27 protein-coding genes are annotated in these 20,432 nt (G+C 43.4%); 14 read left to right on the top strand and 13 right to left on the bottom strand.

What is annotated here, in order from left to right; all coding sequences use genetic code 11:
• Positions 1-117: 117 nt before the first annotated feature.
• Entirely contained in the window at positions 118-447 is a 330-nt protein-coding gene (locus tag RLN88_RS09190; protein WP_350221101.1) for a YciI family protein, read from the bottom strand.
• Between the two features lie 131 nt (positions 448-578).
• Here RLN88_RS09190 and RLN88_RS09185 point away from each other — a divergent pair, with 131 nt between their 5' ends.
• The gene (locus tag RLN88_RS09185) at positions 579-1,172 is read left to right on the top strand and encodes a DUF2179 domain-containing protein (RefSeq protein WP_350221100.1); all 594 of its coding nucleotides are present in this window, start codon (positions 579-581) and stop codon (positions 1,170-1,172) included.
• A gap of 10 nt (positions 1,173-1,182) precedes the next feature.
• Here the strand turns inward: RLN88_RS09185 and RLN88_RS09180 are convergent, their stop codons facing one another.
• The 3 genes from RLN88_RS09180 to RLN88_RS09170 form a co-directional block, all read right to left on the bottom strand.
• Positions 1,183-1,536 carry a DUF5615 family PIN-like protein gene (locus tag RLN88_RS09180; protein WP_350221099.1) on the bottom strand — a complete coding sequence of 118 codons (354 nt, stop codon included), beginning with the start codon at positions 1,534-1,536 and terminating at the stop codon, positions 1,183-1,185.
• Complete coding sequence (locus tag RLN88_RS09175; RefSeq protein ID WP_350221098.1) at positions 1,533-1,769, bottom strand: DUF433 domain-containing protein; 237 nt, start codon at positions 1,767-1,769, stop codon at positions 1,533-1,535. The genes RLN88_RS09180 and RLN88_RS09175 overlap by 4 nt, the downstream gene beginning before the upstream one ends.
• Positions 1,770-1,846: 77 nt before the next feature.
• Positions 1,847-3,037: a S8 family serine peptidase gene (locus RLN88_RS09170; RefSeq protein ID WP_350221097.1), complete on the bottom strand. Its 1,191-nt coding sequence runs from the start codon at positions 3,035-3,037 to the stop codon at positions 1,847-1,849.
• Between the two features lie 37 nt (positions 3,038-3,074).
• Here RLN88_RS09170 and RLN88_RS09165 point away from each other — a divergent pair, with 37 nt between their 5' ends.
• The 4 genes from RLN88_RS09165 (at position 3,075) to murA (ending at position 7,014) form a co-directional block, all read left to right on the top strand.
• Entirely contained in the window at positions 3,075-4,373 is a 1,299-nt protein-coding gene (locus tag RLN88_RS09165) for an aminopeptidase P family protein (protein WP_350221096.1), read from the top strand.
• Positions 4,374-4,447: 74 nt separating this feature from the next.
• On the top strand, positions 4,448-4,870 hold the full coding sequence (locus RLN88_RS09160; protein ID WP_350221095.1) for a RidA family protein: 423 nt from the start codon (positions 4,448-4,450) through the stop codon (positions 4,868-4,870).
• 32 nt (positions 4,871-4,902) lie between these two features.
• Entirely contained in the window at positions 4,903-5,604 is a 702-nt protein-coding gene (locus tag RLN88_RS09155; RefSeq protein WP_350221094.1) for a DUF4290 domain-containing protein, read from the top strand.
• Positions 5,605-5,706: 102 nt separating this feature from the next.
• Positions 5,707-7,014: a UDP-N-acetylglucosamine 1-carboxyvinyltransferase gene (murA, locus tag RLN88_RS09150; protein WP_350221093.1), complete on the top strand. Its 1,308-nt coding sequence runs from the start codon at positions 5,707-5,709 to the stop codon at positions 7,012-7,014.
• Here the strand turns inward: murA and RLN88_RS09145 are convergent.
• Genes RLN88_RS09145 through RLN88_RS09135 form a run of 3 tightly spaced genes read right to left on the bottom strand, consistent with a single transcriptional unit; the run spans position 7,011 to position 9,545 of the window.
• Positions 7,011-7,943: an MBL fold metallo-hydrolase gene (locus RLN88_RS09145; protein WP_350221092.1), complete on the bottom strand. Its 933-nt coding sequence runs from the start codon at positions 7,941-7,943 to the stop codon at positions 7,011-7,013. The two genes, murA and RLN88_RS09145, sit on opposite strands and share 4 nt — an antisense overlap.
• Complete coding sequence (locus RLN88_RS09140; protein ID WP_350221091.1) at positions 7,927-8,235, bottom strand: MmcQ/YjbR family DNA-binding protein; 309 nt, start codon at positions 8,233-8,235, stop codon at positions 7,927-7,929. The genes RLN88_RS09145 and RLN88_RS09140 overlap by 17 nt, the downstream gene beginning before the upstream one ends.
• Entirely contained in the window at positions 8,235-9,545 is a 1,311-nt protein-coding gene (locus RLN88_RS09135) for a hypothetical protein (RefSeq protein WP_350221090.1), read from the bottom strand. Before RLN88_RS09135 ends, RLN88_RS09140 begins: the two co-directional genes overlap by 1 nt.
• Positions 9,546-9,721: 176 nt before the next feature.
• On the opposite strand from RLN88_RS09135, the gene RLN88_RS09130 reads away from it, so the two are divergent.
• The 3 genes from RLN88_RS09130 to RLN88_RS09120 are packed head-to-tail and all read left to right on the top strand — an operon-like array spanning position 9,722 to position 11,404.
• A complete protein-coding gene (locus tag RLN88_RS09130) occupies positions 9,722-10,291 on the top strand; it encodes a MarC family protein (RefSeq protein WP_350221089.1) in 570 nt (189 codons plus the stop codon).
• Complete coding sequence (gene rnhA / locus RLN88_RS09125; RefSeq protein WP_350221088.1) at positions 10,288-10,740, top strand: ribonuclease HI; 453 nt, start codon at positions 10,288-10,290, stop codon at positions 10,738-10,740. The genes RLN88_RS09130 and rnhA overlap by 4 nt, the downstream gene beginning before the upstream one ends.
• Before the next feature lie 37 nt (positions 10,741-10,777).
• A complete protein-coding gene (locus tag RLN88_RS09120; protein ID WP_350221087.1) occupies positions 10,778-11,404 on the top strand; it encodes a signal recognition particle subunit SRP68 family protein in 627 nt (208 codons plus the stop codon).
• Here the strand turns inward: RLN88_RS09120 and RLN88_RS09115 are convergent.
• Genes RLN88_RS09115 through ubiE form a run of 4 tightly spaced genes read right to left on the bottom strand, consistent with a single transcriptional unit; the run spans position 11,398 to position 15,024 of the window.
• The gene (locus RLN88_RS09115) at positions 11,398-12,744 is read right to left on the bottom strand and encodes a saccharopine dehydrogenase family protein (RefSeq protein ID WP_350221086.1); all 1,347 of its coding nucleotides are present in this window, start codon (positions 12,742-12,744) and stop codon (positions 11,398-11,400) included. The two genes, RLN88_RS09120 and RLN88_RS09115, sit on opposite strands and share 7 nt — an antisense overlap.
• Before the next feature lie 38 nt (positions 12,745-12,782).
• Entirely contained in the window at positions 12,783-13,535 is a 753-nt protein-coding gene (locus tag RLN88_RS09110; protein WP_350221085.1) for an SDR family NAD(P)-dependent oxidoreductase, read from the bottom strand.
• Entirely contained in the window at positions 13,532-14,353 is an 822-nt protein-coding gene (porT, locus tag RLN88_RS09105) for a type IX secretion/gliding motility protein PorT/SprT (RefSeq protein WP_350221084.1), read from the bottom strand. Before porT ends, RLN88_RS09110 begins: the two co-directional genes overlap by 4 nt.
• Complete coding sequence (ubiE, locus tag RLN88_RS09100; RefSeq protein ID WP_350221083.1) at positions 14,302-15,024, bottom strand: bifunctional demethylmenaquinone methyltransferase/2-methoxy-6-polyprenyl-1,4-benzoquinol methylase UbiE; 723 nt, start codon at positions 15,022-15,024, stop codon at positions 14,302-14,304. The genes porT and ubiE overlap by 52 nt, the downstream gene beginning before the upstream one ends.
• A gap of 62 nt (positions 15,025-15,086) precedes the next feature.
• Between ubiE and yihA the strand changes: the two genes are divergently transcribed.
• The 5 genes from yihA (at position 15,087) to RLN88_RS09075 (ending at position 18,571) form a co-directional block, all read left to right on the top strand.
• A complete protein-coding gene (yihA, locus tag RLN88_RS09095; RefSeq protein WP_350221082.1) occupies positions 15,087-15,689 on the top strand; it encodes a ribosome biogenesis GTP-binding protein YihA/YsxC in 603 nt (200 codons plus the stop codon).
• A 29-nt stretch (positions 15,690-15,718) separates the two neighbouring features.
• Complete coding sequence (locus RLN88_RS09090) at positions 15,719-16,183, top strand: DUF5606 family protein (RefSeq protein ID WP_350221081.1); 465 nt, start codon at positions 15,719-15,721, stop codon at positions 16,181-16,183.
• Positions 16,176-16,628: an acyl-CoA thioesterase gene (locus RLN88_RS09085; protein WP_350221080.1), complete on the top strand. Its 453-nt coding sequence runs from the start codon at positions 16,176-16,178 to the stop codon at positions 16,626-16,628. The genes RLN88_RS09090 and RLN88_RS09085 overlap by 8 nt, the downstream gene beginning before the upstream one ends.
• A gap of 37 nt (positions 16,629-16,665) precedes the next feature.
• Complete coding sequence (locus RLN88_RS09080; RefSeq protein ID WP_350221079.1) at positions 16,666-17,421, top strand: LytTR family transcriptional regulator DNA-binding domain-containing protein; 756 nt, start codon at positions 16,666-16,668, stop codon at positions 17,419-17,421.
• A gap of 82 nt (positions 17,422-17,503) precedes the next feature.
• Complete coding sequence (locus tag RLN88_RS09075; protein WP_350221078.1) at positions 17,504-18,571, top strand: serine hydrolase domain-containing protein; 1,068 nt, start codon at positions 17,504-17,506, stop codon at positions 18,569-18,571.
• Here RLN88_RS09075 and RLN88_RS09070 read toward each other — a convergent pair whose 3' ends face one another.
• Complete coding sequence (locus tag RLN88_RS09070) at positions 18,572-19,048, bottom strand: nuclear transport factor 2 family protein (RefSeq protein WP_350221077.1); 477 nt, start codon at positions 19,046-19,048, stop codon at positions 18,572-18,574.
• Between the two features lie 21 nt (positions 19,049-19,069).
• Here RLN88_RS09070 and RLN88_RS09065 point away from each other — a divergent pair, with 21 nt between their 5' ends.
• Positions 19,070-19,420: a hypothetical protein gene (locus RLN88_RS09065; RefSeq protein WP_350221076.1), complete on the top strand. Its 351-nt coding sequence runs from the start codon at positions 19,070-19,072 to the stop codon at positions 19,418-19,420.
• Here the strand turns inward: RLN88_RS09065 and fbp are convergent.
• Entirely contained in the window at positions 19,411-20,403 is a 993-nt protein-coding gene (gene fbp, locus RLN88_RS09060; protein ID WP_350221075.1) for a class 1 fructose-bisphosphatase, read from the bottom strand. The genes RLN88_RS09065 and fbp overlap by 10 nt on opposite strands.
• Positions 20,404-20,432: the final 29 nt, after the last annotated feature.

The following is a 20,432-nucleotide window of genomic DNA, read 5'->3' as shown; positions in this document are numbered from 1 at the left end:
TTTCAAAAGAACGTCATCCTGAGTGAAACGAAGGATCTTTACTATATAAAAGTTAGATCCTTCACTACGCCTGCCTACCGCAGGCAGGTTCAGGATGACGTGCAAAGTAGAGATTGATCAAAAATCCGTGATAATCTCCCTCACCTCGGTGGTGCCTCCGAACTCGAAAATTGGGCAGTCTTTGGAAAGCTCCACTGCATGATCCAGATCTTTGGCTTCCAGGTGTACATAGCCACCTACGATTTCTTTGCCTTCGGTAAATGGTCCGTCTGTCATGATTTTGCCTCCGGGCCCAACTACTTTTCCCTCTTTCTGTAGTGGATAACCTTCTGCCTGCACTTTGGCCATCCATTCGCCCCATCGCTGCATGTGGGCCTGCATTTCTTCCGGTGATTGATTTTCATAGCCATTGTCCCCACCTCGGAATACGTACAAATACTTTTTCATTTTGCTGTAGTGTTTTAGTTAAGATAAATATTTCCAACAAGACGAAGCAGGAATTTGGGAATGGACAATACCCAATTGAAATTATCCTTTTCCCCTTTGGAGGGGGTAGAGGGAGGAGATAACTTTGACCCATGAATCTATCAGAAATACTGGATATTGATGCTGACCTTCTCAACTATGTAGTCATCCCTGCACTGATCTTTTTTGCCAGGATCTGTGATGTGTCCATCAATACGCTTCGCATCATTCTCATGCTGAATGGACGAAAGTATGTGGCTACCATTCTTGGCTTTTTTGAGGCGTCTATTTGGTTGGTGGCGATCAGTCAGATATTTCAGAATCTGGGTAACTGGCAGACGGCCATTGCCTATGCGAGTGGCTATGCGATGGGGATATTTGTGGGAATGATGATTGAAGAGCGACTGGCGATTGGAAACGTAGTGGTGCGGGTGATCACAGCCAAGCCCGCTGATGGACTCATTGAGTTCTTTAAGGAGAAAAACAGGCGATTTACGAGTCTGGCCGGGGAGTCCGGGGACGGGCCGGTGAATGTACTCTTCACCGTAATCAAACGGGAAAAACTGGGTGAAACCTTAGAGGCTATTAAGAAGTACAATCCTCAAGCGCTCTATACGGTGGAAGGCGTGAAGAAAGTGAGCGATGGAGAAGTGGTGGATGACAGGGGTTTTTCGAGAAGGATTTTCAGGTTGGGAGGGGGGAGGTAAGGATTTGTACTTATTCGTGCTCAACAATCCCCTCATTGGTCAATTCGACATAGTTACTCCTCTTTAGGGCCTGCATAATGATCGATGCATTATTCCTTATCAAATCGAAAAGTTGCCGGTTTTTGAGATTCCCTGTTGTAATAAGAAAGAGCCTTCTGGGCCTTTTTAGTGCCATGAATGAATGATAGAAGTCAAAGTCCTTGGTAACAATCATTGAGTCATGATCATCCGCATATGCAATAATTTCTGAATCTGGAGTTTCATCCCCTTTAGGCAAAGAATCCACATGAATTGAATCAAACTCAAGATGACTTAATATTTCGCAAAGCTTAGTCGGCAATTGAGCGTCAATGATCAGCTTCATATTGCGATCTTACTGTAACTGGTATATTTTGTCAATTTAGAAGCGTATGCCAGGCAAGCCAAAATATCATCTTCAGTCAGGCTGGGGTAATCTTGTAGTATTTCCTCATGGCTCGATCCCGCAGACAAAAGATCAAGTATTAAATCTACGGTGTACCGTTTATTCCTAATTGTCGGTTTTCCATGACAAATTTCCGGGTTAACCGTGATTCTGCTTAGTTGTGAATTATCCATGAAAGAAAGTTACGAAATGTTTGACTAATTCGTTCCAATCGTTTTGATCAGCTCTCCGACATTACTTTTCAATAAATTTAATACTTCCACACCACTTCCAAAGCCCCCCCTTCCCAAATCACCGTACTGGACTCTGCGTCTTCCTTTCGTTTGATTTTGATGGTTGTTTTATCCGTTCGGATCGTTTCTTTCTTTAGTGCTATCCAGCCACGCTTGTGATATACTGTCAGGTAAATGGAAGGCTTGCCTAACTCAAGGATGTAGTTTTTTTTGTCACATAGGACCGTTTTCTGGTTCTCCACACTTGATCCTTCAATCAGTTGTAATGCTTTGTGAGCATCCGGTACACCATAGCCGAGGTAGTTGTTAGGAGATACCAAACTCCCAGCATTTAGGATTGCGCTTCTTAGCTGATCCACCGTAGTTGTAGAATCTCGTTCTAAAAGACACGCAGCAAGTCCCGTAATAATTGGCGCAGAGAAAGATGTTCCCAATGAAGAATAGCAAGAGATTTCCGGCTTCACATAATCAAGCCACCCTGGGCCTTTGGAGCTGTATTTCATGTCATCCCACACTTTGAATTTCGTAGCTCCCACAGTGAGGGCACTAGGTGCATCTCCTGGTGAACCCACGATCTCCCAGCGGTGATCCCCGTCATTTCCAGCCGCTACCACAACCAAAATCCCATACGCTTTGGACATTCGTTCCACCGCCTGTGTGAGGATCGTACTCTTTCCATCCATTTGTTCCGGCCGGTAGTTCTCCTCCTTTTTGGTAAACCCGAAATTGTAGCCAAGCGAGATATTGATGATTCGTACGCCTTCTTTGGCCATCCACTCCATCGCTTCTATGGCGAATCTTTCTTCTTCTCGTCGTTCATACCCACCATGATCGGTTCGAGCGAGGTAGTAAGTTGCTCCAGTTGCGAGCCCATATTGTACGTCTTTGCTTGCCTTGAATCCACCGATCAGCTCCCAAACCTCAGTGCCGTGGGTGTCATCAAAGTTTGCACTGCCGGAAAAATCAGTTGCTTCCAGATCGAGATAATCTCTGTATCCTGCCACCTGCCCGCTTTCAAAAAGCGCTTTTAAGGATTCGCTTTTATCGGCACCCAAAAATCCACCATCGATGATACCAATTTTCACACCTTTACCGGTCAAGCCGGCATCAATGATTGCCTGCCCGTTGATTTGCTCCAGCGCAAATCCCAATTGCTGCCCAAATAGCGGAGCAGAGAGAAAAAGAAGTGCTAATTTTAGCCACCTCATTGCCATATAATTTTTTAATTCAGAACGAAGATAATCGATGCGATACGATCCAATTGACAACCAATTATTTATTCAGAATCGTAAAAACCTGGCCAAGCGCATGAAGCCACGCTCGGTGGCCATCGTCCATGCAAACGATATCATGCCTACCAATGCCGATGGCACCATGAAATTTGTGCAGAATGCCAACCTGTTTTACCTCACCGGGGTAGATCAAGAAGAGTCGATTGTGTTGATTGCGCCAGACTTCCCGGACGAAAAAATGCGCGAGATTTTATTCCTTCGTGAAACCAACGAGGAAATTGCAGTGTGGGAGGGTCACAAACTCACCAAAGAGGAAGGAACCGATACTTCAGGTATTAAAAATATCAAGTGGACGTCTGAGTTTGAAAAGACTTTTTATACCATCCTGGCGGAGTGCGATCATATTTATCTTGATAGCAATGAGCACATCCGCAATGCCAGCGAGGTGGAAACCAGAAATGCTCGATTCATCAAGGAGTGCAAGGAGAAATATCCTTTGTATGAGTACGAGCGATTGTTTCCAATCATTCAGGATTTGAGGTGCATTAAATCTCAGTTTGAGATCAATATCATGCAACAGGCCTGCAACATCACAGAAAAGGGATTTAGAAGAGTACTGGAGTATGTGAAGCCGGGTGTGATGGAATATGAAGTGGAAGCTGAATATCTGCATGAATTTGTGAGAAACCGATCCAAAGGATTTGCTTACACGCCAATTATTGGTGGAGGGGCTAATTCCTGTGTGCTGCACTACATTGAAAACAAGATGGAGCTCAAGGATGGAGATATTCTTTTAATGGATGTGGGGGCTGAGTATAGTAATTACAATTCGGACATGACCCGAACGATTCCGGTGAATGGACGGTTTACCAAGCGTCAACGTGAGGTCTATGATGCTGTTCTTAGAGTGAAAAATGCAGCCACAGCTTTATTGAAGCCGGGGAACAGAATCCCCGAGTACCATGCAGAGGTTGGAAAATTGATGGAGAAGGAGCTCCTGGGATTAGGGTTGATTGACCAAACGGATATCAAGAATGAGAACCCGGAGTGGCCGGCGTACAAAAAGTATTTCATGCATGGCACATCGCATCATATCGGCATAGATGTACACGATGTGGCATCTATCTATAAGGTTTTTGAACCTGGTATGGTGTTTACGGTGGAGCCGGGCATTTATATTCCTGAGGAAAACATTGGAATCAGGCTGGAAGATGATGTGGTGATTACTAAAGATGGACACATCAACCTGATGAAAAACATTCCGATCGAAGCAGAGGAGATTGAGGAGATAATGGCAAGTAGCAAGTCATAAGCTGCAAGCCACAAGGTTAGATTGCCTTAATTCAGAAATTGCAACGAACAACTTCAAGCTTGTAACTTCAAACTATGACTAGCACAAAATTCGATTCAGATAAAGCACCGGAACCGGTGGGATTGTATCCCCATGCAAGACAGGTGGGAAACCTGCTGTTTTTATCCGGAGTAGGACCGAGAGAGCGGGGAACAAAGAAAATACCTGGCGTGGAATTAGATGAGAATGGTGAGATCCTCAGCTATGATATTGCTGAGCAGTGCCACTCGGTATTTAAAAATGTAAGGTTGATACTAGAAGCTTCAGGAGCTAGCTGGGATGACCTGGTGGATGTGACGGTTTTTCTCACCAACATGAAGGACGATTTTAAAACCTACAATAAAATTTACGCAGAATACTTCAAGGATAATCAGCCATGCAGGACTACCGTAGAGATCAGTTCGCTACCAACTCCCATCGCGATTGAGCTGAAATGCATTGCAGCAATTAATAAGTAACATTGAATTGCCTATTTTTGGGCCAAATTATTATGGATACATCATTGGAATACAACACTCAGCGTGCACACTTGAAATTGAGGGAGTACGGGCGAAATGTGCAAAATCTTGTGGCACATTTGAAAAATATCAAGGACAAAGAAGATAGAAATAAGAAGGCGGCTACCCTGGTGGAGCTGATGAAGCTGATCAATCCTGATTTGGGAACGGACAGTGAGAGCGATCAGAAAGTATGGGATGACCTACACATCATTTCGAACTTTGAGTTGGATATTGAGGGGCCGTACCCTAAACCGGATGCTTCAGTGCTGGATAGAAAGCCGGAGCGACTAAAATATTACTCCAATGAGATCAAATTCCGACACTACGGACGTAGCGTCGAATTATTAATTGATCAGGCTGTGGCGATGGAAGACCCCAAAGAGAAAGAGGGAGCGGTAGTGGCCATCGGCCGATTGATGAAAAGTTTTTTCCAAACCTGGAACAAGGAAAGTATCGAGGATGAGCAAATCCTGAAGAACATCAAGCGTATGTCTAATGACCAGTTAGATATTGATATTGAAACCGTGAAGGAGCTCGGACTTTTCGATTCGGACAAGAAATATTCCGGCCGAAGAAGTAGCAACACAAACAACAATAAAGGCCGTCATAATAATCAAAATAAGGGTGGTCAGCGAAGGAATGGCCCTCACAATAAAGCCCGCAGTGGCAACAACAATAGAAGGAGAAATTAATCCGATTTTTTGATTTGAAGATTTTTTTGATTTGAGGATGGTTTCGATAGCTTAGTTGCCCAATCGAGTAATTACTAAAATCATCAAATCTCCGAATCAACAATGTCATCTTTCAGGGTAGAAGGCGGTCACCGGCTTAAGGGTGAAATCACTCCACAAGGAGCAAAAAACGAGGCACTTCAAATTATCTCAGCGGTTTTATTAACCGGCGAGGAGGTGACCATCCACAAAATTCCTCAGATCAGGGACGTGCTCAAGCTCATCGATCTGCTTAGTGATATGGGTGTGGAGGTGACCGAAAATGGAGGAGAGTCCTATACCTTCAAAGCGGCCAACGTAAATCTTGATTTTCTCAATACTTCTGATTTTAAAGAAAAGGCAGCAGCTCTTCGCGGCTCGATTATGATTTTGGGTCCGCTCCTGGCACGGTTTGGGACCGGCCGAATGCCCAAGCCAGGAGGCGACAAAATTGGTCGAAGAAGGCTGGACACACACTTTGTGGGATTTGAAAAGCTGGGAGCTAAATTCAATTACGATCCGCAGACCTCTTTTTATACCGTAGATGGAAGAAATCTGAAGGGGGCCTACATGCTTCTGGATGAAGCATCTGTAACCGGAACAGCAAATATTATCATGGCCGCTGTGATGGCTGAGGGTTTGACAACCATCTACAATGCCGCGTGTGAGCCCTACATTCAGCAACTCTGCAAGATGTTGATCCGCATGGGGGCCAATATTGAAGGGGTGGGGTCAAACCTGCTGCGTATAGAAGGGGTCACCACGCTGAAAGGGACTGAGCATACTCTGCTTCCAGATATGATTGAGGTGGGAAGCTTCATCGGCATGGCAGCCATGACCAAGTCCGACATTACCATCAAAAATGCGCAAATCAAAGAGCTTGGGATGATCCCTGATACCTTCAAGCGATTAGGAATCAAGATGAATTTCAACGGAGATGATATCCACATCCCTGCCCAGGAGCATTTTGAGATAGAATCCTATATTGACGGCTCTATTTTGACCATTGCAGATGCCATCTGGCCAGGACTTACGCCTGACTTACTGAGTGTGATTTTGGTAACGGCAACCCAGGCAAAAGGTACTGTTCTGATTCATCAGAAGATGTTTGAAAGCCGCCTATTCTTTGTAGATAAATTGATAGATATGGGCGCCCAGATCATCCTGTGTGATCCACACAGAGCAACAGTCATTGGATTGGATCGCGCTTATCCTCTGAGGGGTATTACCATGACCTCTCCAGACATTCGCGCCGGGGTTTCGTTGTTGATTGCCGCCATGTCGGCAGAGGGAGTCAGCACCATTCACAACATCGATCAGATAGACCGGGGCTATCAATTCATTGATGATCGATTGAACGCACTGGGGGCTAAGATTGAGCGAGTGGGTTAGTTATAGACCTTTCCCTGCTCAGCGATCCCAAATCCATTTTTCAAAACTTCAATCCTGGCTTTTTCACTAAAGAGTAGTGGATTAGTGTGATTGAGGTGGATGAATTGAACCTTCTTCTTCACCAACTCAGACTCATTTTCGAACAATGCCATGGTTTCTTTCACAAATGGATGTGGCACTTCGCTCATTGCCCGATTGGGGAGCTCTCCATCCTGAAAGAAGGTAGCATCCAAAAATGCATAATCCACTTTTTTGATTTCTTCTACAATGCTCCGATCCCATTTACTCCACTTGTCTATATCAGGAATGAAGAGGTAGTCTTTCTTGTTCGTTTCAATTCTGAATCCGGCTGTCTCTGAGTATTCATTACGGTGAGGAACAGTGAAAGCCGTTACTTGAATGTTTTCTGATATCGTCAATGAGCTATCGGCTTTCATTTTGACGGGATCAATATTATCCAGCGATATCAGCTGGCTCCACGGGCCATTGGTGCTTAGGAAATCAATCAATCGCGGAAGTGCATAAACTTTGACGCCATTTGCTCCAAGGGCTTCACGGCCCAAAAACATTAATCCGGTGTAGTGACCCATATGTGCGTGGGTGATGAATATCCCTTCGGGCAGGTAGTTATACTGATGATTGGTGAGGTCATGGAAATACTGAATCTGCCGATCCATGTCTGGAGAAGCTTCAAAGAGCCACCATTTTCCAGATTCGGCATCTGCGAGCGCCAGCGAGGTGATATATCTGGCAAGATCAGGATTTTGATGAGCTTGAAGGCACGCCTTCTGGCAACCGATATGAGGGAAACCTCCGTCTTGAGCCAATCCCAAAACGATCACATTTTGGGAATGGACAAAAAACACAGAGACAAAAAGGGCTGTAGCTAAAAAGCCCCTCACATATCCCGAATTAGTTGAAAATCGCATCGTAAGCCTTTTTGATTGCGTCCCGCATCAATTCCTCATCCAGCGTTTCAAACTCGAAAGTAGTCCAGCCTTGTTTTCCCCATTTATTATCAACAGGATAGATATGGTCATTGATTTGGCTGAAGACCGATTGATCAACCTCTGAAAGCTTAAGGTTTGCGGTGAGATCAGCCTCTAGAATGGTCGTGAATATCCGTTTTCCTCTGACCTTAAAGGCAGCTCTTTCGAAGTGTGGATTTTCCTCAACATTCGGAAAGCTTAAGATCAGACTACTGATAGCTTCGAGTGTCATTACCTTCGCTGAAGCTTCACTGTTGTGTTGATCCAGCACCCGATCGTTATCTGATCACCTTCTTCTTTTCCTTCGTTGAAAATATCTTCGATAGAAGGAAATTGTGCTTTGGATGCTTCCATTTGTGCTTTGTTTCCCGCTTTTGAGTACATATCATATGCAGCTATGAAGATCGCCCGATCCTGCACCTGGCTTTGTTCTCCTTTGCAGTCATCAAAACTGGTAAAGTAGAGATTGCCTATCAGGTTATACGCTTCTGTGCCTCCCGGTTTAGCACTCAGAGCCTCGTATGCCAGAGCACGAGAACGTGATTTGTTTCCGAGTTTACTGTTTGCAATGGCTTGCCCCATCAGCGCATCATATTTTTCGTCTGTTGTGGTCGCAAGCTTCTCAGCTTCTGCATGAAATTCAAGCCCTTTGGCAGCATCTCCACCGGCCAGGTATTTATTGCCAATGGCACTGGCCAAGGTGTATGAGGGCTGCTCCTTAAAGACCGGCTCACTAGCTTCCATGAAGTACGGCTGGTCGGTACACTTGGCCTGAACAGAGTATTTAAAAATCTTCTTTGCAATGGATAGGTCAGTGGGATTTGCCCGGAACTTTGGTACAAGTTTTTCTTCAATGAATTGGCAGCTTAGGATGTCTCCAGGAATGGAGCTTAGCCACGCATCGGTTTTATCCTGTTCCTTGTCAAGTTTGTCTGCACTTTCACCACTTTTTCGCTTTATTTCTATGATTTCGGAAATCTGAGAGTGGATGTCCAGCACTTTCTCTGCAGGCATTTTATCCGGATTCAACTGATGATAATTTTTAGCAAGAAGCATATAGGTGTTAAGATTGAAAGTGGAAATTTCAGGTCCATTCATCTCATAGGCTTTCTCAAATAGGTCCGTTAGCATTGGATACTTTGCCGGGGCTTTATAATACAATTTGAATGCTTCATAGACTTTTCTATCCATAGTTGCGGCATCATTATCAAAGTGCGCGATTCGCTGGTCATACATCCAAAGCAGTGAGTCTTGAAGTCGTTCTTTTCGCACCTTATCCGTGGTGTTTTTAATCATATTCTCCATACAATCTGCCCCCTGGATGTAAATGGAGGGATTTAGCTTCGGGTTGTTTTTAAAAAGCCAGTTTAAAGGATCCATGGCTTCTTCAAACTTGCTTTGCGCTATCAGTAGTTTGTAGTAGGCTTGTTTTTCCATCGCCTGATCTTTCAGGTTTGGATCTTCGGGCCAGTTCCAGCCCTCCTGAGCCATGGAAAAAGCAGATAGGAACACTAACAGTGCAAAAAATGTAGATTTTATCATGTCCTTAGGATTTGTATTCGTTTGCCTTATTTATTTACAACGATCAGGCGAAAACAGTGCCATTAGATGTTTGAGAGACGCTCATAGAAATTGATCTGCAAAATGAGCGAATTTTATGCTATTACGGCTTGTCATCACATTAGTTTTGTGTTAAATATTACCAAATAAGTAAGTCGATGTTCAATTTTAAAGAAATAATCAGTGTTTCGCTCATTCTTTTCTCAGTTATTGATATTCTGGGCAGTGTGCCCATCATCATTGATCTGAGGAAAAAATTTGGCCATGTACAGTCTGAAAAAGCAACACTGGTTTCAGGGATCATCATGGTAATTTTCCTTTTCGTAGGGGAGAGTATCCTGAAACTATTTGGTATAGATATCCCGTCTTTTGCCATCGCCGGAGCAATAATTATGTTCTTTTTAGGGATGGAGATGGTGCTAGGGTTGCAGTTTTTTAAATCTGATCCTGAGGAGACAAAGAGTGCATCCATTGTGCCGGTAGCCTTTCCGTTGATTGCCGGAGCAGGTACTATGACTACCCTGATTTCTTTAAAAGCAGAGTTTGCTACCGCCAATATTTTGGTCGGGATTTTTGTCAACTTGATTTTCGTATACGCTGTACTCAAAAGCTGCAACTGGCTGGAGCGAAAAATTGGCAAGGCAGGTTTTAATGTATTGAGAAAGGTGTTTGGTATTGTATTGCTCGCAATCTCCATTAAGATATTCAAAAACCATCTGCTGGCATGATCACCATGTTTACAGACGGGGCGGCCAAAGGCAATCCGGGTCCGGGTGGGTATGGAACCATCCTTCGATATGGCGATAAGGAAAAGGAGCTATCCGAAGGCTTTCGCATGACCACCAACAATCGCATGGAACTGATGGCTGTCATAGCTGGCTTAGAGGCCATCAAAAAGCCGGGCTGGAATGTGCTGGTGGTTTCAGATAGCAAGTATGTGGTGGATGCCGTAACCAAAGGATGGCTGAAAAGCTGGGTGGTGAAGGATTTTAAAGGGAAAAAGAATCGTGATTTATGGGAGCGGTATTTGAAGGCTTCAGCCCCACATGATGTTCGATTTCAGTGGGTGAAGGGGCACGCAGGTCATCCGGAAAATGAACGGTGTGATCAACTGGCTGTAGAGGCCGCTGAACGAAAAAACCTAAAAGTAGACGCTGCATTTGAAGCGAATAATTGATAAAGTCTTAATTTAGAGTGTATAGACAGAATACACCATGAAAGGGAGAAACATATACTACTTATTGTTTGCCGCGGTGACTATCACCGCCATTGTGATTTATCTCAAAATCGACAGGGAGAAAAAAAAACAGAACCCTCAGATCACTGAGCTTGCAGTAGAGCCTGATCTTTTGATGAATACCGCAGATAGGTATCAGCACGATGGGAAACGTCTCACAGCGATTGAGTTTCTGGAGGATGCGATCTCCATGATGAGGCTGCTGGAGAAAGATGGTGATAGCGTAAGCATGAGGGCAATTGAAGTAGCAATTCATGACCTGGAAGTAGTGGAAGAGCACATCAAAGCAGAAGACATCAATGATGATTTGATGTATGAAGCATTTGCAGATGCGATGAATTCGCTGGCTTTTGCTTCCCTGCGAATCTCAGAAGAATATATCCGTGAGGGAAAGGAGGAAGAAGCGATGGTAACACTGGAGCATGCCATGGATCACCTTCAAAACTCCATCAAATATGCGCGGGGACAACAGAAGGAGGATGAAATTAGGATCGTTCAGCACCTGAACGAAATCATAGAGAACCACCTGGAGAGTGACATTTCCCGAATAGATGAAGTGATGGCTGAGATTGACTCAGTAGTGCAGGCTCACGTGATTCAATAAAAAGTAGGGGCAACCTCCCTTTCATTAAAAATCAGACCTGTATTGATTAACTCTTCCAAGACGGGTTCATAGATTTCTTTTCTGATCGGAACCTGAACACCTGTCAGATTGATTTTGCCCTGGAGGATGAGCTTGGCTGAAATAGCCAAAGGCAGTCCCACCGTTTTCGACATGGCTGTATTTAGGTTGTCATCCCCTAAAGTGACCATGCTTGACTGGATCTCCCGAGGGGTACCATTGTCAATAAAGTTGAATTTGTGCCACATTACAATCATGTCCTTGTCATTGGGATTAAGAGACCACTTTTTCTTTAGGATATGCTCCAAAATCTGTGCAGGAGTGCCCTGGTTTAACCCCACAGGTTCATCATCAAACATCCCCAGCCACTTCATCTTAAACATGATGCCATTGTCCAAATCCAGGTTTAAGTAATGCGCCAGCTTCAACTCAACCGAATCTTTGGGGTTGTAGGAAAGAAAGGAATTGATGAATTGGCGATGTGTCATGTTTGACACATTTTCCATCTGATAGGTATCGTCGGTAGCGCCCAGCTGCACAAACACATCCCAGGCCGCACAATACCCAGGCCTTCTCAATGTCCCTCTATACAGTGTCTTGATCCCTCTTAGATTGTAGACATCCAGATACGCCAATGAATCACGATTGGCATACCCCTCAAAATATCCGTAATCGGGGATATAGATGGCCTCCGTCCTTCTAAAAAGTTTATGATACGGAATGTATTTGTATTTTCCTTCCTGTATGAATTTGCACGTGCCCTGCCCGGCCAGCACCACATTTCTTGGATTCCAGGTGAATTTATATTTCCATGGATTGTCACCCACAGATTCCTCCGCCACCAAACCTCCTGTGAATGTTTCAAAGCCCGTAAGTTCACACCCTTTGTCTCGCAGCTCATTCAGCACCTTCATTGCCGACATATGATCAATGCCGGGATCAAGCCCCATCTCCATGATCATAATTTTGCCGGCATTTTCAAACTGTCCATTAAGTGCTTCGATTTCTTTGGTGAGGTATGAGGCCGTCAGGAAATGCTTTTTGAGCTCTGCACATTTTCTGGCCACATGAATATGAAGTGAGGCCGGAAGCATCGAAATGACAAGGTCATGTTCCTCCACAAGGCTGAATAGTAGATCATCATCAAAGACATCAAAAGGAACTGCTTTGGCTTGCGAATGACCTTTGATTTTTGCGTTGGCAAGTTCTAAATCCTTCTCTGCAATGGTGATTTGCCAATGTTCTTCACTTGCATGATCAAGCAGGTAATTGATAAGTGCGGTGGATGACTTGCCCGCCCCAATGATGAGGATGTGTTGCATCCGGCAAATATGTGAGGATCAGAAATCTTTCAAAAAGACTATTGGCTTTTTTTATTCACAATTGTGCTGCTGGCCTGGTCTGTAGGTAAGATCAGTACATCCCCGATCATCACATGAGGAGGTCGGCTGAGTACAAACTCGATTGTTTCTGCCACGTCATGTGCAGTGAGTGGAGTATAATTTTGATAGACCTGACTGGCTCGTTTAGTATCTCCTTTGAATCTCACCTCGCTAAATTCTGTCTCTACAAGCCCGGGATCTATGGAGGTGACTTTAATGCCGTGTTCATTCAAATCCATCCTCATCCCTTTGGTGAGTGCGTCTACCGCATGTTTTGAAGCACAGTAGACGTTTCCTCTCGGATAAACTTCCAGACCGGCAATAGAGCTGATATTTACGATATGGCCTTTTTTTCGACTCACCATGCCGGGGATGATCGCTTTGCTTACGTAAAGAAGGCCCTTCACGTTGATGTCCATCATGGCATCCCAATCGTCCGTATTGCCGTCCTGGATTAAATCAAGCCCGTGGGCATTTCCTGCATTATTGATCAGTACATCTACTTTTTTCCAATCTTCGGGAAGAGATTCAAAAGCAGAAAAAAATGCCTTTTTATCACGAACATCGAATGAGAGTGTCTGTACCTCTCTCCCCAGTTCTTTCTTTAGTTTTTCCAACCGATCCTTTCTTCTCCCGCAAATAATCAGTCGGTAATTTCTGGAAAGAATACGAGCGGTCGCTTCGCCAATTCCGCTGGTAGCTCCGGTTATAAGTGCAATGGGTTGGGTCATTGTTTCAGGCGTTTCTTCTGTCTGGCTTGTATCTGTCCGGCACCCTTGGTTTTCTTTCCAAGCTTTCTCTTGCTGCTTGGCCCGCCCTCAAAAGTGACAAAAATGCCTAGGTTCTGAGTGGTGAGTTTGTCAAGTCCTATGCTAAAGTCGTTTGGATCTTCGGTGAGCATATTTCGCAGGCCATAAGAGTATCTTATTTCAGGAGAGAATTTGAAATAGGCGAAATACATATCCAGCCCAACTCCCACATCTATGGCAATGTTCCAGTTGCGGAGTTCCAGCTTTTGCCCTACATCCTGCTCATCGCCCTTTCCTGCTGCCTCAAAAGATGGATTTACTCCTGCGAGCATGTACATGGCAATATTTCCCCTCCGGGCAGACTTGTATTTGAGCAGTAGGGGGAGTTCCACCATGGTGGCATCTTTGAGCTCCCGCTGACTGATGCCGTTCGTGAACCGATAGGTAAGGTCATTCTCATAAAACCCAACAGTAGGGAGCAATCTGAAGTCGAGGTATTCAGAGATTTTCATGTTAATCACAAACCCCAACTTAAAACCACCCAGATTTCCGGGCACGATAGAATGAACCGTATCCATGGCAGGGGAGGTGAAGTAATCAGAATGCCGGATGACATATTTTGAAGAGTGGATGCCAATCAAAAAACCATAGTGAATCCACTGGTCTTCATAGTTGATCAGGTTGTCCGAAGGGTTGTTTTGTGCAAATGAGCTTTGCCCCAACCCCAAAATCAATGCGAAAACCAGGGCTATTTTTCTCCCACGTAAATAGAGCTGATGCCTAGGGTTAATGGTCTGCATGTAGTGTTTTTATATCCTGTTTTCTGCAGAATCTTCAAGAAATCGTCCCCGAAGGGAAATTCATTGACAGATTCGGGCAAGTAGGTATAGGCGGCATTGTCTTTTGAAACCACCTTTCCAATCTTTGGTAATATCCAACGAAAATAAAAATTATATAATTGTTTGAATGGAAATACCGTAGGTTTTGAAAACTCCAGAATGACAGCTCGTCCTCCCGGTCGAAGCACGCGATTCATTTCAGATAGTCCTTTTTCCAGATTTTCGAAGTTCCTCACCCCAAAAGCAACGATCACTGCATCGAAGGTATTGTCTTCAAAATGCAGGTTTTCCGAATCTCCTGACTGCATGTCTATGATGTCTGAGTAACCTCGCTTTTTCATTTTCTCACGGCCTACATTTAGCATGCCTTCCGAGATATCCACGCCAATTACTTTCTCAGGGTTCAGCTTTAAAGATTCGATGGCGAAATCTCCTGTACCAGTAGCAATATCAAGGATTTGTTTCGGCTGAAGATCTTTGAGCATCTTGATGGCTTTCTTTCTCCATCTGATGTCAATCCCCAAACTCAGAAAGTGATTCAGAAAGTCGTATTTGCCCGAAATGCTGTCAAACATTTCCGCAACCTGCTTCTTCTTCGCATCCGACTTATCTTTGTATGGAAGTACCGTCATAATTGCCGCAATATTAGTGGATTAAACCCTTGATCGGTTCAAATGTTAGCAGTTTCTTCCCTATGCAGATAAAATCAGCAGAATTTGTAAAAAGCAGTCCTCATGTGGCTGATTGTCCGGATCCTACCATTCCGGAGTATGCCTTTATCGGGAGATCGAATGTTGGAAAATCCAGCCTGATCAATCACATGACCAATCGGAAGAAACTGGCAAAAACATCATCTACTCCAGGTAAAACGCAACTGATCAATCACTTTCTAATAAATGAAAATTGGTATCTGGTGGATTTGCCGGGGTACGGCTGGGCACAAACAAGCAAGGTCAATAAAGCTGCCTGGAAGAAAATGATCAATTCCTACCTGGAGGAGCGGCAGAACCTTGCGTGCGTATTCGTCTTGGTAGATAGCAGACATGAGCCGCAGAAAATTGATCTGGAGTTTATGGAGTGGCTCGGCGAGAATGGCATCCCTTTTAGCATTGTATTCACTAAGGCGGATAAGCTAGGCAAGACTCAAATCCAATCCAATGTGGCCAGCTACAAGAAGGAGATGAGAAAGACATGGGAGGAGCTTCCCCCTACATTCATCACTTCCTCTGTGGAAAGGGTAGGAGGTGAAGAAATTTTAGATTTTATTGATCGCATCAATGCAGAGATAGCAGGATAGGATATTTTTGCCACCTCAAAAAATAATATATGGATTTTAGTGATATAGCATCGGTTTCAGGTAAGGGAACATTATTTAGCATTGTACAACCCACTCGTACAGGGGTGATTCTTGAAAGCCTTGATGAGCACAAGAAAAAGATGGTAGCCACCATGCACAATAAGGTGAGTATTCTGTCTGAGATTTCTATTTACACCACGGATGCTGAAGGTGCAATTCCGCTTGAGGATGTGATGAGAAAAATCCATAAGGAATTTAAAGGAGACACTGATCTGGACAAAAACAGTAGCCCTGAAGAACTTAAGGCATTCCTGAAGTTTATCCTGCCTGACTATGATGAGACGAGGGTGTATGTCTCTGATATCAAAAAGGTGGTGAGCTGGTATGACCAGTTGGTGAAGCAGGCACCTGAGGTTTTGGAAGAAAAGAAAGAGGAGAAAAAGCCTGCCAAGAAAGCATCTAAGAAAAAGGAAGAGGAGGCAAAGGGTGAGTGAAGTAAAATACAAGTTTCGGGTTCGCTGGGCCGATCTTGACCCCAATGGTCATATGAGGCACACGGCCTACAACGATTATTGTGCTCAGGCTCGCCTGATGTATTTTGAGGATATCAGCATGCCTTTTCACAAGCTGATCAAGATGGGAGTGGGGCCAATCCTGTTTAGAGAAGACACTCGCTTTTTCAAAGAAATCCGAATGAATGAGGAGTTTGAAGTGGGATTCACTATTTCAAAACTTCGAAAAGATGGCTCTAAATGGTCATTTCGCCACAATATCTATACAAACGACGGGAGCCTTTCCGCCAAAATAGACGTGGATGGAGCCTGGCTCAATCTTGCAGAAAGAAGAACGACCGTGCCCCCGAAAGAATTGAGTGACTTACTGGTTGATTCGGTAAAGTCGGATGATTTTGAGTGGATTCCGGATAAGAAGAACCCTTGATTTTAAGGTGTATTATTGTGGTTAAAGAACCACTAGCATGACATTCACAAAGTCATATAAAGTTCATCTCGCTGTAGGAGTCGGTGTAAGCACTTGGCTGTTTTTTTTCTTAGTGTTTATCGCACCATTTGATGTTTCAGATCTTTCCTTTTTCATAAGGATGCAGATCACCATTGTGTATGGCTTGATCTTCTTCTTGTGTTATGTTATCAGCATTTTTATTCAAAATATGCTGTTCGGCATATCTTCCAAATGGTCTGTCAAGTTGGAATTACTCATTTATTTGCTCCTTTACTTATTGGCAATGCCATTTACGATCTGGTATTACAAATCTGATATAGTAAATGGAGATTATTCTATAAGTAGATTTATTCTGGAGCAGTATATTCCAATATTAATTATCATCACTCCCATCATGTTTTTGCTTAGAAAACTTGCAGCTAAAAGCGAAAAAGTAATTAGCCATGAAAAAGGTTTAATAACGCTTAAGGGAGAAAACAAGACTGATATTTTAAGGTTGAAATCTGAGTCTATCATTAGTGCGAATAGTTCCGATAATTATGTAGAAGTGTGCTATCTAGACCAAGGGGAGCTAAAGAAAAAATTGTTAAGAACTACTTTGAAAAAAGTGGAATCTGAGTGTGATTTCTTAGTAAGAACTCATAGATCATTCCTTTTCAATCCAAATCATTTTATTGAATGGATTAGTAAAGACATATTGAGACTGACACAAATTGAAATCCCTGTGTCGAAGCAATACAAGGATAGAATCAATCAGTTGATTCGTCCCTAAAACTTTAGTCTCCGTCCCTAAAGATCTTTTTCATCATTCGAGTGGGAAGCTCGAATCGTTTCTTTGGAAAAAGAAAAATGTCATGAAAAAACTAAATCGAATAATTCTGATATCAATCGCAGTTTGTACTTCTTCAATTTCTTTTAGTCAAACTAAATCTGATTCACTTCTCAATGCTTACTTGGAAAAAAGTAAAGCAGTAGGAATAGTTGCTGGCTACACATCGGATAGTAAGAAATGGATTTCATCTGCAGGTTATAAAAATTTGAGTAACCAAGAATTGCTTGAAGTTGATACCAGAATTCGAATAGCATCTATAACTAAGACAATGACTGCAGTGGCAATTCTTCAATTAGCTGAGTCGGGAAAGATTAACCTAGATGTGTCAATTGATTCTTACTTTGATGGAGTATCAGATTCCCATGGCAAAATCACAATCCGACAGCTTTTGAATCACTCTTCTGGAATTCGAGCTTACAAATCTTCCAAAGAACGAGAGAACAAACTATCGTACGAAAATTTAGAACACGCATACTCAATTGTTAAAGACGATCCTTTAGAAATTGAACCAGGGAGTACATTTTCTTATTCATCCTACGGGTATGTACTCTTAGGTATTATTATAGAAGAGTCTTCTGGCCTTAGTTATGAGGAGTACTTAGCTAAAAATATATGGGAGCCGCTAGAGATGTCCAGTACTGGAGTTGAGTATTTGAATGTGGTAGATCAATCCTTCAGTGAGTTATACCATAAGTCGAGCAATGGGAAGGTGAAAATGGCTAAAATAAGAACCAACTTAAGTGACCGAATTCCAGCTGGTGGAGTTTATTCTACGGTAGGTGATGTCCTGCTTTTTGGAGAAGGAATTCTCAATGGAAAACTGATTAGTAAGGAATCATTCAATGAAATGATTACGGATTCTGGATTGAAGAAAGAGGGTAATCCTTATGGATTTGGAGTTTATCTATATGGTGAAAATCCTAAATATGGGAATGTGGTAGGTCACAGTGGGACACAGATTGGAGCTTCGGCTCAACTAATGCTGCTTACAAATCAGAAAGCTGCTGTATTTGTAGCGTCAAACACCTCTGGGGTTTGGGAAGATATGTTTTACCTAAACTTGCTACTCTTTTCTGAGGTTTGTAAATGATCAGGGCTTAATATCATCAGGGATCTCACAATCAGATCTTCTTCTCGTATCCACCAGGTGGAAAATTTTCCATTCCCCCTCTTGCTTTATTAGATGAAAAGCATCCACTCCACAGTGCGAAAACTGATCGTCTACATAAAAGGCATAGTCAACCCAAACTGAAGCCAGATTGCCGTCTATTTCGACCTTTTCATTCCAGATCGGTTCATTCCAGACTTGCTCTTTGGGTTGCCCCACTGCATCTATGAATTGCTGAAACTTCCCTTCAACCAATCGAGATTTCCCTTCCTTGTCTATGAATGCTGTAAAAGTGTTTGGCTCACTTACGAAGCACTTTTTTAGTAAGGTACTATCATTGGTTCTCATGGCTTCAAACACCTGATTGACGACTAATAGAGCCGCTTCTTTTTCACCGGGCTGTGCTGAGGTTTTGAGTGCAAAAAGTAGAAAAGGAAGGATTAACAATTTTTTCATCATTGAGTCTTGAGAGTTTAAAATATGCCTTTTAGATTGCTGCTTAAGCCTGTTTCTATGGATGAAGTTACACTAGTAAGACAGAGCTATCAGCTCGTTCGTAAGGATTTTGGATTGGAGGAAAATTTCGATTTTGAGGAAGGTCAAATCGGGTTTGATCGGTTGGAGGAATTCCTTGCCAAACAAGTTAATTATCTGCTCGATCACGATCTGAATAAGCTCCTAAACGCCTTGTATCGAATTGATATTCCTGAAAGTCAGGTTAAGCAGCTTCTTCACTACTCTAGTCAGGGGGAAATAGCCAAAAACATGGCTAAGGCAATCATAGAAAGGGAAAAGCAGAAAGTGATAACCCGCCAGAAATATCAGCCTTGATAAAATAGCATGGCATGATCCACCATTTTTGGTGAGCCAATGTACAAAGGTGATCGCTGGTGAAAAGAGGTTGGCTGAATATCCAATATCCGTTCTTTTCCATTGGTGGCGATCCCTCCCGATTGCTCTGCTATGAAAGCCAGTGCATTGCACTCGTAGAGCAACCTCAACTTTCCGTCAGGAGCTTTGTCTGTATTTGGATATAAGTAGATTCCTCCTTTTAGCATATTTCTGTGAAAGTCGGCAACCAAAGAACCAATGTAACGGGCAGTCATTTTTTTCTGTTTGCAATCGTCCACATACTTTCTCACCCATTCATCAAAGGCAAAATAATTGCCTTCATTGATGGAGTAGATTGCTCCGTCTTTCGGGCAGGTCATATGGTCATGCGAAAGCACAAACTCACCCAAGCTCGGCTCGAGTGTAAACCCATGCACGCCGTGACCGGTTGTGTAGACCAGCATGGTGGAAGATCCATACAGAATGTACCCTGCTGCCACTTGCTCGGTACCTTTTTGCAAAATATCTTCTTCCTGCACCGGACCACCTACAGGAGAAATTCGCTTATAAATAGAAAAAATCGTCCCTATTGATACATTCACGTCGATATTGGAACTTCCATCCAATGGATCAATGGCCACTACATACCTACAGTTAGGGTTTAGATGGATGATTTCCTGATTCTCTTCTGAAACCACCGCACACGTCATTCCACCATTTCTTAGCGCCCGGATAAAGCGGATATCCGCCACTACATCCAGCTTCTGCTGATCTTCTCCCTGCACATTTTTCTCACCATACCCGCCGGTGATATCTAGCAGCCCTGACTTGTTTACTTCTTTATTGATGATTTTGCCGGCAAGGGCGATATCCCTCAAAAGCTGGGACAACTCACCGGTAGCTGAGGAAAATTCATCCTCTTTTTGCTTAATAAAGCGGTCTAAGGTTGTTCCTATCGGCAGGCCAAGCTTACTTTTGTTCATGCGGGGTGTTAATTCAGAATTTTATTTCG

This window comes from Ekhidna sp. (assembly GCF_040223195.1).
Lineage (GTDB): Bacteria > Bacteroidota > Bacteroidia > Cytophagales > Cyclobacteriaceae > Ekhidna.
This window is presented reverse-complemented; position numbering and strand designations above follow the sequence as displayed.

Excerpts from the sequence above, each read along its gene's own strand:
- ubiE (WP_350221083.1), bottom strand. The coding sequence starts at position 15,024 with ATGACGGTACTTCCATACAAAGATAAGTCGGATGCGAAGAAGAAGCAG.
- RLN88_RS09110 (WP_350221085.1), bottom strand. The coding sequence starts at position 13,535 with ATGACCCAACCCATTGCACTTATAACCGGAGCTACCAGCGGAATTGGC.
- RLN88_RS09080 (WP_350221079.1), top strand. The coding sequence starts at position 16,666 with ATGACATTCACAAAGTCATATAAAGTTCATCTCGCTGTAGGAGTCGGT.
- porT (WP_350221084.1), bottom strand. The coding sequence starts at position 14,353 with ATGCAGACCATTAACCCTAGGCATCAGCTCTATTTACGTGGGAGAAAA.
- RLN88_RS09155 (WP_350221094.1), top strand. The coding sequence starts at position 4,903 with ATGGATACATCATTGGAATACAACACTCAGCGTGCACACTTGAAATTG.
- RLN88_RS09160 (WP_350221095.1), top strand. The coding sequence starts at position 4,448 with ATGACTAGCACAAAATTCGATTCAGATAAAGCACCGGAACCGGTGGGA.
- RLN88_RS09175 (WP_350221098.1), bottom strand. The coding sequence starts at position 1,769 with ATGGATAATTCACAACTAAGCAGAATCACGGTTAACCCGGAAATTTGT.
- RLN88_RS09135 (WP_350221090.1), bottom strand. The coding sequence starts at position 9,545 with ATGATAAAATCTACATTTTTTGCACTGTTAGTGTTCCTATCTGCTTTT.
- rnhA (WP_350221088.1), top strand. The coding sequence starts at position 10,288 with ATGATCACCATGTTTACAGACGGGGCGGCCAAAGGCAATCCGGGTCCG.
- RLN88_RS09165 (WP_350221096.1), top strand. The coding sequence starts at position 3,075 with ATGCGATACGATCCAATTGACAACCAATTATTTATTCAGAATCGTAAA.
- murA (WP_350221093.1), top strand. The coding sequence starts at position 5,707 with ATGTCATCTTTCAGGGTAGAAGGCGGTCACCGGCTTAAGGGTGAAATC.
- fbp (WP_350221075.1), bottom strand. The coding sequence starts at position 20,403 with ATGAACAAAAGTAAGCTTGGCCTGCCGATAGGAACAACCTTAGACCGC.
- RLN88_RS09185 (WP_350221100.1), top strand. The coding sequence starts at position 579 with ATGAATCTATCAGAAATACTGGATATTGATGCTGACCTTCTCAACTAT.
- RLN88_RS09145 (WP_350221092.1), bottom strand. The coding sequence starts at position 7,943 with ATGCGATTTTCAACTAATTCGGGATATGTGAGGGGCTTTTTAGCTACA.
- RLN88_RS09190 (WP_350221101.1), bottom strand. The coding sequence starts at position 447 with ATGAAAAAGTATTTGTACGTATTCCGAGGTGGGGACAATGGCTATGAA.
- RLN88_RS09130 (WP_350221089.1), top strand. The coding sequence starts at position 9,722 with ATGTTCAATTTTAAAGAAATAATCAGTGTTTCGCTCATTCTTTTCTCA.
- RLN88_RS09070 (WP_350221077.1), bottom strand. The coding sequence starts at position 19,048 with ATGATGAAAAAATTGTTAATCCTTCCTTTTCTACTTTTTGCACTCAAA.
- RLN88_RS09075 (WP_350221078.1), top strand. The coding sequence starts at position 17,504 with ATGAAAAAACTAAATCGAATAATTCTGATATCAATCGCAGTTTGTACT.
- RLN88_RS09065 (WP_350221076.1), top strand. The coding sequence starts at position 19,070 with ATGCCTTTTAGATTGCTGCTTAAGCCTGTTTCTATGGATGAAGTTACA.
- RLN88_RS09180 (WP_350221099.1), bottom strand. The coding sequence starts at position 1,536 with ATGAAGCTGATCATTGACGCTCAATTGCCGACTAAGCTTTGCGAAATA.
- RLN88_RS09140 (WP_350221091.1), bottom strand. The coding sequence starts at position 8,235 with ATGACACTCGAAGCTATCAGTAGTCTGATCTTAAGCTTTCCGAATGTT.
- RLN88_RS09170 (WP_350221097.1), bottom strand. The coding sequence starts at position 3,037 with ATGAGGTGGCTAAAATTAGCACTTCTTTTTCTCTCTGCTCCGCTATTT.
- RLN88_RS09090 (WP_350221081.1), top strand. The coding sequence starts at position 15,719 with ATGGATTTTAGTGATATAGCATCGGTTTCAGGTAAGGGAACATTATTT.
- RLN88_RS09120 (WP_350221087.1), top strand. The coding sequence starts at position 10,778 with ATGAAAGGGAGAAACATATACTACTTATTGTTTGCCGCGGTGACTATC.
- RLN88_RS09115 (WP_350221086.1), bottom strand. The coding sequence starts at position 12,744 with ATGCAACACATCCTCATCATTGGGGCGGGCAAGTCATCCACCGCACTT.
- yihA (WP_350221082.1), top strand. The coding sequence starts at position 15,087 with ATGCAGATAAAATCAGCAGAATTTGTAAAAAGCAGTCCTCATGTGGCT.